A 13,898-nucleotide genomic window follows, 5' to 3' on the forward strand; every position below is an offset into this window, starting at 1 on the left:
CGCAGTAATTTAAGTAGCTAACAGGCACTTTAAATATACTGCTGTGTACTCGGTATTGAGATATCATAAGTTATAATAGAGTTAAGCGGCTTTGAGATTTCAAACTCCTTGATTTCTGAATTTAGGGGGATTAAAGCCCAAGCAATTTGATTACTGATGCATTAAGTAATCCTTTTGCTTGCAGGTTTTTCAAAACCGGGCTTGAAGTAAGGGGCTCCAGATTTGAGGGTTTTGGTTAGTATAATATGGATTTCTAAAATTGATTAGAGTTTAAGTTGATTAGAGTTTAAGTTGATTAAAATCTAAGCTATTCCTGGCAGTCCTTTAACAGTCTTATTCAAGGCATAAATCCAGAATATGAATTTTTTTATAGTTAGTTTACTTACTGGCATTTGTTCCTGAGCTTACAATTGGATAATATTCTTGTGTTTAGACGCCATTCTTGTATTTAATAGTGTTCTGGCATCTTTTGAGGCAGTATAAGTTTTTATAAGCTGCCTTATTAATCAAACATTTTTATTCAATAATTTTATACTGGATTAAGATAGAGAGTAATTAGAACATGTTTAATCGCGATACACCATATGAGTCCAGAAGCAGAATGGCTGATAGAATCAAAAGTTCTGTCTCTGCAAGTCCGTCAATGGCAATCATTTCTCTATGTGTAATTTCTTTCTTTCTGGAAATGGTTCCTGGCATAGGACCTCTCTATATAAACGCTTTTCAATTTGACCCGGATTCTCTCTTTACAAGACCCTGGACGCTTGTCACATACATTTTCCTGCACACCGGATTATGGCATCTTTTTTTTAATATGATTGTCCTGTACTTTTTCGGGACTGCACTCGAGCGAAGGGTGGGAAATAAGCAGCTTCTCGGAATCTTCTTTACTGCAGGAGTTCTATCTGCAATAGGGTATACTTTCTTAAGCCGGCCTATTTTCGGGATATTCCCCGGTCCTATGGTTGGAGCAAGCGGAGCTATTTACGGAGTCTTTGCAGCTCTTACCGTACTTGAGCCGAATCTCAGGGTATATGTTTACTTTATCCCAATGCGTCTAAAGCATGCTTTACTGCTCTTTGCTATTTTTGATTTTCTGATGGTCAACTCGTCAGATATGATAGCTCATACTGCCCATCTAAGCGGGCTCTTTGTCGGGCTGTATATGGGTTTCCGTATGAAGAAAATACATGAGAAGTACATGAGAACAAGGTATCCCGGCAGGTGGTGAGACTGGAAGAGGGGACTTTTTCTCAGGATAAGTACTATCACCCGAGGCCAGGTCCCGGGGAAAAAGTCCCGATCCAGATCTTAAACTTCAGGCGGGTCTTTGCAGCCTGGTCTCCAAAGCTGAAAAGCACTCTTTTTTTTGAAAAAGCCCCTGAAGAGTCTGAACAAGAAGGACTTAAAAGAGTAAGGGAGGTTGTCCTCCTTCAGGTCTATGACTGGCTCTCGGGGAGGGAAGGAATAATAGAACTTACGAACGCGGAGTTCGAACAGTTCATGGAGGTCTACGAAGCTTTTCTTCAAAAATTAGGAGAAATCCAGTACAGCAGGCCGAAGAAAGGAAGAAAAACTGAAAACCTCTTTGAACTTCGGGAATCTTCTTTCATTATTCGGGAAGTTAAAAAAGGCCTTTTTTCCGATAAATTATAATTCTATAAAATATATCTCGTGTTCTATAGTTAAAAAAATGTTTAATTTTGAGGGCTCAACTATACCTCAGGACTTCCCTTTTCCGGGACAGGTCAGAATTTCCAGTCAAGGCTCTCACGCAGGACAAAATTACAGCCTTTTATTGCCAAAGTATGCAAATGTTTTACTACAGAAAAGCAAATATTTAGATATTATCAGATTATTACCCGAACTGCCGTGTATAAGATTTTAAACCTGAAAAACCGCAGCTGTAAGTTCATGTATCTATGCTGAAGCTTCGGCTTTCAGAAGATTTAAACAAAGAATCCAGGCGGCAGACGTGAGATAGCTACTGAAAACTTTACTGCCTTCACAGGTCAATTCTCCCTGAATCATTGGGAGATTAAAGAAAAAAGATGCAGGTTGAGTAAAACTGTAAGGATCACAGAGGACATTGATAATGAAGCCTGTAAAAAGCGGACTTGATTCCATTTCTAGATACCTCCGTACGAAGAAAGAAGTCGGCAGGAGGAAAATAGGACTTCTGGTAGATGGACCGAACATCCTCAGAAAAGAGTTTGATGTAAACCTTGAGGAGATACGGGACGTTCTGAAGGACTACGGGAATATCAAGATCGGACGCGTTTTCCTGAACCAGTATGCTTCGGACAAACTTGTCGAGGCTATTGAAAACCATGGACTTGAACCCATCATCTGTTCCAGTGATGTGGATGTACGCCTCGCAGTAGAGGGTATGGAACTTGTTTACAATCCCAATATAGATACCCTTGCAATTGTAACCCGCGATGCGGATTTCAAGCCTCTCCTGAACAAAGCAAACGAACACGGGAAAGAGACTATTATCTTCGGGGTTGAGCCCGGATTTTCCACGGCACTCAAGAACTCTGCGGATTATGTCATTCTCATGGACAAAAACCACATGAGCGGTTATGATGACGAAGTCGATAAGGAAAAACTTGATACCTCGGAGTTCGAGGAGTATCAGGAAGATGAATATGAAGAATCTGTGGAAAAGACCTGATTCTTGATCCGATTCTTCTCTTTAAGGGATACTCTCTCGCTTATCACGGATAATCGACATCTACCCCGAGAATCTGTTTTTCTCCGGCAAAAACATCCCTGGCTATTTCGGCACAGCCAATTGCAGCATGCCATTTCCCGAGGCTGAGGCAGTCCTGACCCAGGTGTTTGCAGATTTTTTTCCGTACATACTCTACTTCACCTACCGAACCTGCAAGAAAAACCGTTCCGGTAACCCCATAATCTTTAAGGAGAAGTTGCATTGAAGCGATTTCCATAGCTGCAAAAAGGGCTATGGTATCAAGAGCAAGCAGGGCAGGCTCTTCCCCTTTTTCGGCTGCATCGAGAAGTTCTTCCCTGTCTTTATATGGAGTCATTTTCAGGGTCCCTGCTTCTATGAAAGCCTGATTTGCTGTCTGGAGCCTGTCATCAACGTCTCTGATAGCCTGCAGGTCAAGAGGTCCGTGGTGAACTCCAGGAGCAAAAATGCAGGCGTCTATTGCCCCGATTACTTTACCCGAAGCAACTGCAAGGGTCACGGTATTGGAACTGATATCGGAAACCACGAAGTCTTCGTAGCCCAGGCACCGGATATGATATGCAATCCCCAGTTTTTCCGGGCTTGTGAGGTGGGAAAAGACTTTCATTCTTGGGTCTACCTTACTTCTAACGTGAAGGCCAGGAATTGCTACTGCCGGAACTCCGGAATTTCTGACTGCATCAAAGACTCTTGTGCCTCCTCCTGTCTTTTTTCCTGCACCTTCCATACTCTGGAGTCCTCTTCCTTCAAGTTTCCTCACATCTTTGATCTCGGAAAAGCCGTCTCCCATAGAGTAGGTCAGAGCAATCAAATCGATATCTTCTACTTTGATTCCAAACTCTTTTTCAATAGATGACAGGATTTCTTTTTCTGACATTGCAGCAGCTTCAGCCCTTCCGAGTTCAAAGGTAAGAACCTTTTCACCCTCAATAAGCGCAAAACGCATTGCTGTTGTTCCGTGGTCAACTCCTATGAATGCCAAACAGTAATCTCTCCTTTAAAGCCTCAGAGGGCAGTTTTTAATATCTCATTCAGTTCGTTCATGATTCTGTCCCCCTCCTCAGCGGTACCAACCGTTGTCACCAGTCTTACTTCCTGAAAACTTCTGCCTTCAGAGAGTAATAGCCTGAGGTTTCCCCTGGCGTCAGCTCGCAGGACTTTTCCAGCAAGTTTTCCCCCTGCTACACCTTTTACGGAAATTACGGATGGAATTACTTTTTTTATTTCAGGGTGCTGGCTTACAAGCTTTACTAGTTTTTTTCCAGCTCTTCCCCCAATGATTGTAGTATGAGTTCCACCAAGTTTATTCTTTGAAGAAGTTTGAGCGTTTTCCTGTAAGCTATCCTTATTCTCTGTCATTTTAGTCAAACCGGCTGACTTTACTTTTTTCAGTCCAATCTCTTTTTTCATTATATGGACTGCCTTTTCTCTATTCTCAGAAAAGTCTTCCTTTGTTTGTTCTTTTTATATTTATAATGTGTATCTATTTATGCAGTGAAGGCGTTCAGTGCAGGCGTAAAAAAATTTCTGGCAAGTACTCTTCAGGCTATATATCTCCTGGCTGTAAAATTTTATGTAAAACAATTGCCATTCAGGCAAGAACCTGTAAAAAGAGAACTCCAGATACTCAGGCACTCTATATGATGTGCCTGGTTCTGGATTATTTTCTGGCTTTTTTAAAGCTTCTCTTCCGTAAAATCCGGTGATTAATAAAAATCAGATCTTTTCAAGTTCTTTCATGCCAATTAGCTTTATATTGCTCTCTTCCAGTGTTTTTATTGCCTTCTCTATTTCGTTTACCCGAACAATAAGAAGGGCTTTCTGATCCCTGGTAACAAAAGCATAGGCGTAATCAAGGTTAATATTCGCTTCTCCGAAAACTTCCGCAATCTTTGACATGCTGCCGGGGACGTCTTCCATTTCAATACCCAGAACACTGGTTTCCGAGACTGTGAACCCGGCTTCATGGAGCACGCGGTGAGCATAATCCGACCTGTCCACAACCATACGAATGATCCCGAAGTCTCCTGACTCGGCAATGGTAAACGCTCTTATGTTTATGCCGGCACTCTTCAATTTATTTGCCACGCTTGCAAGTCTGCCAGGTTTGTTTTCCGCAAAAAGGGAAATTTGTTTTATCACTTTGTTTTCCATTCCAGCACCCATGTACTTTTATCCCGTGTTCCTTTAGATTTTATCTTTTTTCAATCAAATTGATCAAGATACATTAATTTTTTCTCTTTTCCTGCTTTTTCAGTTCCTTTTTAGCTTATCTTCTTTTCCCAATATTTTCCTCTGAATATAATATAAGTTTCTGTCTATTTTTAAGTTTACATATGGGCTATTTTAAAGATATAAAGAACCGTTCCGGATTTAAAAGAGGAGTTTAAAAGGAACTGGAAAAAGGAATTTCCTGAATGAAGATATTTTTACATCTTTTTTCAAGTATTCCTCTCTTTTTCTGGAAACCTGAGTTTTTTGACCTTTTTACTTTCAGATTTCAAGCTGTAAAATCTTTAGATCTTTCGCTTGTCTATGACTTTCTTTGATTTGCCTTCAGAGCGCGGCAGAGAGCCGTGTTCCACAAGTTCTACCTCAACTGCAAGGTTCAGCACGCTCTTTAAAGCACTTGCAATCTTCTTTTTAAGTGCTATCATGTCCGACATTTTGTCACTGAAGGCAGACTCGTGCATCTCGATCTGGACTTTCATCGAATCGAGGGGACCTATTCTATCCACAATGATCATAAAGTGGTTCCCTACTTCAGGAATATTCATCAAAACCGACTCGACCTGACCAGGGAAAACATTTATGCCGCGTACGATTATCATATCATCAGAGCGCCCGCTGATGCGTGTGATCCTCGGGTGTGTCCTGCCGCATTTGCAGGGTTCCGAGAGTTTTCTGGTAAGGTCCTTGATTTTGTAGCGGATAAGGGGGTTTGCTTCTTTAGCGAGAGTGGTAATTACAAGTTCCCCTGTTTCTCCGTCAGGCATGGGCTCTCCGGTTTCGGGGTCAAGAATCTCCACCAGGAACAGGTCTCCCCATACATGGATACCACACTGCTCGTCACACTCCGTAAAGAGAGGGCCGCTAAGTTCGGAGGTTCCGTAAATGTCATAGGCTTTAATCCCTGACTCGTCTTCTATCCGTCTCTTGAGCTCTTCAGACCAGGGTTCAGCCCCGAAAAACCCCATCTTTAATTTTGTGTCGTCCCTTAAGCTGATTCCTTCTTTCCTTGCAGTTTCAATCATGTATAAAAAGTAAGAGGGAGTGCAGGCTATAGCTGTTGTACCGAGGTCTTTCATAAGTTCAAGCTGGCGTTCGGTATTCCCCGAACTTGTGGGGAGTACGGTTGCACCCAGTTTTTCACTTCCATAATGAGCTCCGAGTCCGCCTGTAAAAAGTCCGTACCCGTAGCTTACCTGGAGAATATCATCTTTTCCCATGCCTACGGAGGTAAAAGCCCTGGCAAGTGACTCTGCCCAGTCATCAATGTCCTTGTGGGTATATCCGACTACAGTCGGTTTGCCTGTGGTGCCCGATGAAGCGTGGAAGCGGGCAAGCTTTGAATTGGGGACACAAAACATTCCGGTAGGATAGGTATCTCTGAGATCCTGCTTATATGTAAAAGGTAACTTCCTGACATCTTCGAGAGTCTGGATGTCTTCCGGGCTAACCCCGTGTTCGTCAAACCTTTTTCTGTAAAAAGGAGAGTTCTCATACACGTAATGTACAAGTTTTTTCAATTTCTCTTCCTGCAACTTTTTCAAGTCGTCTACAGGCATTGTCTCGATTTCAGGATCCCAGTATTCTGGCATTTTTTTCACTCTCTTTGTTCTTTATTTTGAGACCTTTTGGTTTCAGGCCGCGTCTCTTTCGGCTTTCTCTTATGTATATTTTTCATTTCATGTCCCTTTAAGGTCATGCTGTAACAATGATATCCCTGATTTTGCATCAGTTTTTCGTCGGAACATTAGGCTTTCCGGCGGATGCGAACTTCCGGCAGATATGATAATGGAAGATTAAGTTGGATCCTCATATAAATAATAGTTGTTGTTATCGATTGAAAAAAGCTCTTTTTCAAATTAAATTGAGAAAGATAAGAGTAATGCGCGAAATCTGAAACAGGAATATTTCAGGTTAGAACTAGGAATAATACGCTAAACTGAAATAGTGTTTAAAAATAATAATTTTCAGTGAGGGATAATAATTGTTGTTGTTTGGATTTTCTTTAGTATTATCTATCTTCGTTATTCATTTTCGTTGATTTCTACCTCATCCTCGGAAATCTCTTTTGCCGTTGTCCCGAGAGAGTTCTCAAGGATTTTCTTTGTCATCTCCCTGCATTTATGCAGTACTTCTTCCATGTTGGCGATTATATCTATTCCTGCAGCTCCTGAATGCCCGCCTCCGGTGCCGTTATATTCGTTACTGATGTCTTCCATCAGTTGACCAAGATTGACTCCGGCATTTACAGCATCGCGTTTTGCCCTTGCACTTACTCTTACACTTTCTCCTTTTGTAGTGCCAACAAAAGCCACATCAGCTCCTATATTGATAAGCATGGAAGATGCAGAGCCTCCGAAGGAACTCACATGAGAAGAAGCTATAAGCATGTCTCCTACCCTGTCGAGTTCAACCCTGCTTGCTGCTTTCAGGATAGCTATGCGCATTGAAATATCCTGGGGGGTGGCAGCCATCAGGTCAAGCACTTCCCCGTACTCAACTCCACTGGCCTCAATAATTTTTGCCACTGTTCGGAAAGTATCAACAGATGCGTGCTTAAAATGCCCGGTATCCGTAACTATTCCTGTAAGCATGCCGATTCCCATCCTGCGATTAATCGGCGCTCCCATTGCTTTTAAGATATCATAGACTATCTCAACAGTTGAGGTCGTGTTCCTGTGCAGGTAAAACTCTGCATTTTCGGTAAGAGCAGTTGTTGTATGGTGGTCAATTACACAGTAAGTGGTCAGCTCTATATCGTTTAACTGAGCTTTTGTCGAAGTATCGACCACAACAACGAAACCGTAATTTGCAGGGTCAGGCTTATCCACTATCTCAATTCCGAGCCTCTCTATAAGAACGGACGCTACACGGTTGCAACCGTCTACGAGTCCTACTGTACCTCCTAAAGCCTCGGAAAGAGCAAACGCACTGCTAACAGCGTCCGGGTCTGCATTCCTGTGACACAAATATAAAATGTTTCGATAGTCAAGGAGCCGGTTAAAAAACTCCGCTTCATCAACTTGCATTGTCCACTCTGGCTACCGTTTTTTATGGGTTTCGAAATACCCGGAATCCCGGGACTTCGGCACAATATCCGTTACAGCTACAGTTTGTCCTGTATTCTATACATACAGAAAAAAATAAAAAGTTATTGTGCTCTGGATCCAAGTGCCTGCTGGATCTGCTCCTGAAGCTGTTTGAAACGGGTAGTAAGCCTTTCTTCCTGCCTGGAGATAGACTGAAGCCTGAGTGAGAGGGTTTCTTCCCTGTCTTTAAGTTTTGAAACGGACTCCTCTTTGCTCGTTTTTATTACCAGTTCTCCGACATTCCGGTAAATCACCGCGTCGTCAGCCAGTCTTTCCAATTCATCAAGAGCCATTTTGGACTCTTTTTGCATAGCTTCAATCTGAGATTTCTGCATGGTCAGAGCCTGAACCTGCTGCTGTACCTGCTGAAGCTGTGCTATCTGGTTCTGGATTTGAGGAGGTAATTCTGCAGTCATGTAATTTTCACCTGAGTCCTCAATAAACCTGAAGGGATTTTAATGTTTCTGTCCTTACAGCTTCCGAAAATTCTCTTTGCCACAGAATAGAATTAAAAGCTCCTGCCAAAAACTTAAACAACAAGTTCTACTTAAATAAAGACATTCAAACAATCAAACTTATATAAAAGAGATGATGTGAAAAAACATACTCAAAACATTGTCCGTAACCAGAAGATACGCATTGAACCTACTGATCTATAAACTTCAAAGATCTTTTGGCAAAGGATAATCATAAATGGACATTTATAATATACCATATTAAACAGGATTCAGATTTAAACAGGATTCAGGAGATTTCTTAAATGGAAAAAAATACGGAAAAAGGCGGAAAGCTTGAAGAAATAAAATCTCTTCTAGAAAAGTTCACAAACGCCCATGGAATTTCCGGCTTTGAAGACGAGGTCCGGAAACTGCTTGAAAAAGAGCTTGAGCCCTATGTCGATAGCATGCGGGAGGATACTATGGGGAACCTCATTGCTGTTAAAGAGGGAAAAGGGCCTTCTGTAATGCTGGCTGCTCATATGGATGAAATAGGACTGATGGTCAGGTACATTGATGATAATGGGTTCCTTCGTTTTGTCGGGATAGGAGGATGGTTTGACCAGACTCTTCTCAACCAGAGGGTCATGATTCACGGCAAAAAGGGCTCTATCCCCGGAGTTATAGGCTCCAAGCCTCCTCATGTGATGAAAGACGAAGACAGGAAAAAGCCCGTGAAACTTGAGGATATGTTTATTGATATAGGAGCAAAAGACATGGAGGATGCCGGAAATCTGGGAGTCGAGATAGGCACGACAGCTTCAATCGATCAGGAATTCGTGCCTCTGGCAAATGGAAAGGTTACCTCCAAGGCTTTTGATGACCGTGCAGGAATTGTAATTCTCCTTGAAGTCATGAAACAGCTCCACGAACGCAAAATTGAGGCAAATGTCTATGCTGTCGGCACGGTTCAGGAAGAAGTAGGTCTCAAAGGAGCAAGAACCTGTGCATTCGGGATCTGTCCGGATGTCGCCCTTGCCCTTGATACCACTATCCCTGGAGATCACCCGGGTATCAGCAAAACCGATTCAGCTCTTGAACTGGGAAAAGGGCCCGTAATTACCGTAGCAGATGCTTCCGGAAGAGGTCTTATAGCCCATCCCCAGATTCTCAGGTGGCTCAGGGAAACAGCTGATAAAAATGAGATCCCCTATCAGCTGGGAGTTGGTTCAGGCGGCACCACGGATGCTACATCAATACACCTTACAAAAGAAGGCATTCCTACAGGTACGGTCAGCATAGCCACACGTTATATTCACTCTCCTGTAGAAGTCCTGGATATGGCAGATATAGAGGCTTGCGTTTCTCTCATTGTGAAAGCAATAGAAAATGTAAAAGCGTACTTCTAAAGGCTACTTAGTTTCTCTAGCTTTGATTACTCAATAGGACTGGTTTCCAGAGTTAAATTTTTGCATCAAAACAGCACCAGCAGAACTGAACCAACAGAACCGGTGCTGTGCAGGTTTTTTCGTCCTCATTGTTCATGATATAGGTTCCTGGTTATATTTTTCATGCTCTTCACATTACTTTCAACTTTTTTTCATCATGCAGATTAAAATTGTGATAGGACTTTTTGGTCAAAGTCTTTAGACATCGAATATTGATTTTATTAAATACCTGATTCTTCTTGCTAATTCAGAATCTCAATAAAGAAATGCAAAAATTACTCTATTTTGGAAATAAATAGAGAAGAATTAATATGTATAACTATACTTAAATATGAAAATCAGGAATATTACTAAATGAGTTGAATCTATTCTTTTATTCATCACATTTAATTAAATCCAAAACGAAAGAAAAAATATGTAAAAAGTGATTTGGCGAGAGATTTTAAGGGATTTCCACAGATGTGGAGATAACTATTGAATATGAAGGGGGGTCTTTAATAATTTGCAGGAAGGTAACAGTCGAAGATAAAGAACAATGGAATAACGTTGTTAAAGAAAGTCTTAACGGAACCTTTTATCATACCTGGGAATGGAACGAGGTTATAGAAAAAGGATTAAACTCCGAAGCTTTGTCAGTAGCGGTAGAAGACGATGAAGAGAATAAATTAATAGGGATCTTTCCGTTTTTTATAAGAAATCTTTTTGAAGACTACAAGATCAACAAATATTTTCCAGATATTTCAAAGAACTTTCAAATAGGATGTTCTCCTCATCATAAATTATATAGCTTTGGAGGTCCCTGTGTCCTTTCCAGTATTACCAATAGCGAAGAGATTTATAAGCTAATGTTTGATTTTGTTAACACATATAGCAAAAAGAAGAAAAATATTATTTATCATTTGATATATCCTTACCATAATTGTCTTGATTCTGCGCTCATTCAAAATGGATATACTAGGACCGGAATAAAAAAAACTGCTATAATAAATATCGATAAAGACCTCAAGGAAATATGCAAGGGATTTAAAAAACAATTTAGCAAGGACATAAGGCGAGCTTCAAGAAACGGGGTAATTATATACGAAAGTCGGAACTATAAGGAAGATATAGACCTTTACTATAATCAATTCCAGAAACTATTAATTGACAGAATCATTGAAAGAACTGGAAATAGTTATAGGAGAGTATCACCCGCCTTAGTGCCATATTCTTATTTTGAAAAACTCCGTGACATCCTTTTTCCGCAAAAAATGGCAAGATTATTCTTCGCAGAATATAATGGAGTAAAAGTTGGAGCATTAATAAACTTTTATTATAAAGATACGATATACTTAGGTCACACCTCAGTATTGAGGGGCGAATATAACGATCTTAACGCTTATAAGCTCTTAATCTGGCACAGTATAGTGGACGGAAAGAAAAATGGCTTTAAAAACCTGGATTTAACGGGTCTTCATCATAATGAATTAGACGGTCAATATCGATTTAAAATGGGATTTGACGGTCAAATCAAAGAGATAGGAGTATATAAATCGTACAGATATAATGAAATTAAACATGCAAAAGCAATTATTAATGAATTGAGAAAGTTGAAGTCTTAATCATCATTTTATAAATTTTACCCTTTAATCTTGTCATGAGAATAGAAGGCGTCTCTTCAAATAGAGATACTCTTTTAATTATTTGATAAAGCAATTACCCTGAAAATTAATTACTCCAGGCAAAAATCTATTCTAGGCAAAAAACGTCGATTTTCAGTAAGAGCTTTCAGATAAAACATGTTCAATATCTACTTTATTTAGAAAATGGTCCTAATTATTCATTTAAAACAGTGAGAAGTCTTATTTCCCGCGACTCTTTCATTTACAGTTAAGCAGCTTTTTTGTTAACTGTTTGAACCGTATATTTTTCAACATCTGTATTGACATTTGATTCCAGAAGAGAACCGGATTCCCTGGTTAAATCCGTTGCGACGTCACCAAGCACTCTCTGAAGAAAATCTCCCAAGGGGATCGGTGAGTTCTATACACCATAAGTTTTTTAGATTTTCAGTTATCCAAGATCGATTTTTCGAATGGTAATCTTTTAAAATAAATATATTGTTAACTGGAAACTAAAAATACTATGGTCTACCTATTGGAGAGAAGTTTCGAAGAGCCCGGGATAAATCTGGAAATATTCCGAAAGGAGCGGGGCTTTGAGATAAAATATATGTAGTATGTATAAATAAAATGAGCTTTGCAAAACAGGACGTAATTATATAAAATAGTAGTAATACTATATCTCCTGTTCTGCAGAACCAATCTATCCAAATAAAAACCAAGACTGAGGGATTATATTATTCGAAAACATCCGCTTTCTGGATACCACTTTGAGAGACGGTGAACAAACACCTGGCGTAGCTCTGACCAGAGAGAAGAAACTCTTAATTGCCAGAGCCCTTGATGAGATGAAAGTCAATGTAATCGAAGCAGGCTCTGCAATTACTTCCGCAGGTGAAAGGGAATCCATCAAGGCTGTAGCGAATGCTGGCCTCAATGCCGAGATCTGCAGCTACTGCAGGATTGTAAAAATGGACGTTGACCATGCTCTTGAATGCGATGTCGATTCAATCCATCTTGTATCTCCGGTTTCTGACCTGCATATCAGGACGAAAATCAAAAAGGACCGGGATGCAGTAAGGCAGATTGCAGCTGAGGTAACCGAGTATGCTAAAGACCACGGTCTGATCGTGGAGTTAAGTGGAGAAGACGCATCAAGGGCAGACCTTGAATTTTTAAAAGCCATTTACTCAGACTGTATAGATGCCGGAGCTGACAGGTTATGCTTCTGTGATACCGTAGGTCTTCTGGTGCCTGAAAAAACGACCGAAATCTTCCGGGACCTGTCTTCCTCCCTGAAAGCCCCTATTAGCATTCACTGCCACAACGACTTTGGTTTAGCAACTGCAAATACAGTCGCTGCGCTTGCGGCAGGAGCAAAACAAGCCCATGTGACAATTAATGGTTTAGGTGAAAGAGCCGGAAATGCCTCTCTTGAAGAAGTTGTAATGAGCCTTGAATGGCTGTATAAATATGATACCGGCATCAAGCACGAGCAGATATACCGGATTTCAAGGCTTGTAAGCCGTCTTACCGGGATTCCCGTTTCCCCCAATAAAGCCCTTGTAGGAGGAAATGCTTTCACTCACGAGGCAGGGATTCATGTTCATGGGCTTCTGGCCGACAAGGCAACCTATGAACCCATGAGTCCTGAATACATCGGGCGGCAGCGCCAGATCGTGCTTGGAAAACACGCGGGAAGGAGCTCCATCACCCTTGCTTTAAAGGAAATGGGGCTTGAGGCTGATGAGGCCCAGACCGAGGAAATCTTCAATAGAGTCAAGCAGATGGGCGACCAGGGCAAACATATCACTGATGCCGACCTGCAGACCATCGCAGAAACCGTGCTTGATATTTACAAAGAACCTATTGTAAAATTAGAAGAGTTCACCATCGTATCCGGAAACCGGGTGACTCCAACTGCTTCCATAAAGCTCAATGTAAAAGACAAAGAAATCGTACAGGCTGGAATCGGAAACGGACCTGTGGATGCTGTGATCAACGCTATCCGGAGAGCCGTAAGTTCCTGTGCTGAAGACGTAATCCTTGAAGAGTACCATGTAGACTCGATTACCGGCGGAACTGACGCTCTTGTGGAGGTAAGGGTAAAACTTTCCAAGAACGGAAAGGTAATTACCGCAAGCGGGGCAAGAACGGACATTATAATGGCCTCTGTAGAAGCCGTAATGAACGGGATGAACCGACTTATCCGGGTAGAGTAAGTCACAAAAGGATGTGGAACTTCAAAGGTTTCTCAGGAGGACTCTTCTGTCCTCTCTTCTTTTTCTGTTTGAAGAAATTTTTGAAATAGGGATCTCTGGCACTCTGAAAACCCGGAGAAACCCTCATCCATTATATAACATGATTGATTATGATGT

13 protein-coding genes are annotated in these 13,898 nt (G+C 41.2%); 6 read left to right on the forward strand and 7 right to left on the reverse strand.

Annotated features, from left to right (window positions below; translation table 11 throughout):
• Positions 1-562: 562 nt before the first annotated feature.
• The 3 genes from MSHOH_RS03910 (at position 563) to MSHOH_RS03925 (ending at position 2,677) form a co-directional block, all read left to right on the forward strand.
• Complete coding sequence (locus MSHOH_RS03910) at positions 563-1,231, forward strand: rhomboid family intramembrane serine protease (RefSeq protein WP_048137536.1); 669 nt, start codon at positions 563-565, stop codon at positions 1,229-1,231.
• Complete coding sequence (locus MSHOH_RS03915) at positions 1,228-1,656, forward strand: hypothetical protein (RefSeq protein WP_239451201.1); 429 nt, start codon at positions 1,228-1,230, stop codon at positions 1,654-1,656. Before MSHOH_RS03910 ends, MSHOH_RS03915 begins: the two co-directional genes overlap by 4 nt.
• A gap of 439 nt (positions 1,657-2,095) precedes the next feature.
• Positions 2,096-2,677, forward strand: coding sequence for a TIGR00288 family NYN domain-containing protein (locus MSHOH_RS03925; protein ID WP_048137542.1), 582 nt, complete (start codon positions 2,096-2,098; stop codon positions 2,675-2,677).
• Between the two features lie 43 nt (positions 2,678-2,720).
• Here the strand turns inward: MSHOH_RS03925 and MSHOH_RS03930 are convergent, their stop codons facing one another.
• From MSHOH_RS03930 to MSHOH_RS03960, 6 genes are all read right to left on the reverse strand, one after another.
• Positions 2,721-3,698, reverse strand: a complete 978-nt coding sequence (locus MSHOH_RS03930) for a methanogenesis marker 12 protein (RefSeq protein ID WP_048137543.1) — start codon at positions 3,696-3,698, stop codon at positions 2,721-2,723.
• A gap of 23 nt (positions 3,699-3,721) precedes the next feature.
• Positions 3,722-4,075, reverse strand: coding sequence for a DUF2103 domain-containing protein (locus MSHOH_RS03935; RefSeq protein ID WP_048143147.1), 354 nt, complete (start codon positions 4,073-4,075; stop codon positions 3,722-3,724).
• 357 nt (positions 4,076-4,432) lie between these two features.
• Positions 4,433-4,870, reverse strand: a complete 438-nt coding sequence (locus MSHOH_RS03945) for an ACT domain-containing protein (RefSeq protein ID WP_048143149.1) — start codon at positions 4,868-4,870, stop codon at positions 4,433-4,435.
• A gap of 362 nt (positions 4,871-5,232) precedes the next feature.
• A complete protein-coding gene (locus MSHOH_RS03950) occupies positions 5,233-6,537 on the reverse strand; it encodes a phenylacetate--CoA ligase family protein (protein ID WP_048137547.1) in 1,305 nt (434 codons plus the stop codon).
• A gap of 432 nt (positions 6,538-6,969) precedes the next feature.
• Entirely contained in the window at positions 6,970-7,974 is a 1,005-nt protein-coding gene (locus MSHOH_RS03955) for a DHH family phosphoesterase (protein WP_048137548.1), read from the reverse strand.
• Positions 7,975-8,096: 122 nt separating this feature from the next.
• On the reverse strand, positions 8,097-8,450 hold the full coding sequence (locus MSHOH_RS03960; protein WP_048137550.1) for a prefoldin subunit beta: 354 nt from the start codon (positions 8,448-8,450) through the stop codon (positions 8,097-8,099).
• A 344-nt stretch (positions 8,451-8,794) separates the two neighbouring features.
• Between MSHOH_RS03960 and MSHOH_RS03965 the strand changes: the two genes are divergently transcribed.
• Together MSHOH_RS03965 and MSHOH_RS03970 are read left to right on the forward strand one after the other, a co-directional pair.
• A complete protein-coding gene (locus MSHOH_RS03965) occupies positions 8,795-9,880 on the forward strand; it encodes a M42 family metallopeptidase (RefSeq protein ID WP_048137552.1) in 1,086 nt (361 codons plus the stop codon).
• A 500-nt stretch (positions 9,881-10,380) separates the two neighbouring features.
• Positions 10,381-11,520: a lipid II:glycine glycyltransferase FemX gene (locus MSHOH_RS03970; protein WP_048137554.1), complete on the forward strand. Its 1,140-nt coding sequence runs from the start codon at positions 10,381-10,383 to the stop codon at positions 11,518-11,520.
• Between the two features lie 268 nt (positions 11,521-11,788).
• Here the strand turns inward: MSHOH_RS03970 and MSHOH_RS24200 are convergent, their stop codons facing one another.
• The gene (locus MSHOH_RS24200) at positions 11,789-11,926 is read right to left on the reverse strand and encodes a hypothetical protein (RefSeq protein ID WP_162197601.1); all 138 of its coding nucleotides are present in this window, start codon (positions 11,924-11,926) and stop codon (positions 11,789-11,791) included.
• Positions 11,927-12,269: 343 nt separating this feature from the next.
• Here MSHOH_RS24200 and MSHOH_RS03975 point away from each other — a divergent pair, with 343 nt between their 5' ends.
• Positions 12,270-13,742, forward strand: a complete 1,473-nt coding sequence (locus MSHOH_RS03975; protein ID WP_082089231.1) for a (R)-citramalate synthase — start codon at positions 12,270-12,272, stop codon at positions 13,740-13,742.
• Positions 13,743-13,898 lie beyond the last annotated feature (156 nt).

Source organism: Methanosarcina horonobensis HB-1 = JCM 15518 (assembly GCF_000970285.1).
Taxonomy (GTDB): Archaea; Halobacteriota; Methanosarcinia; order Methanosarcinales; family Methanosarcinaceae; genus Methanosarcina; species Methanosarcina horonobensis.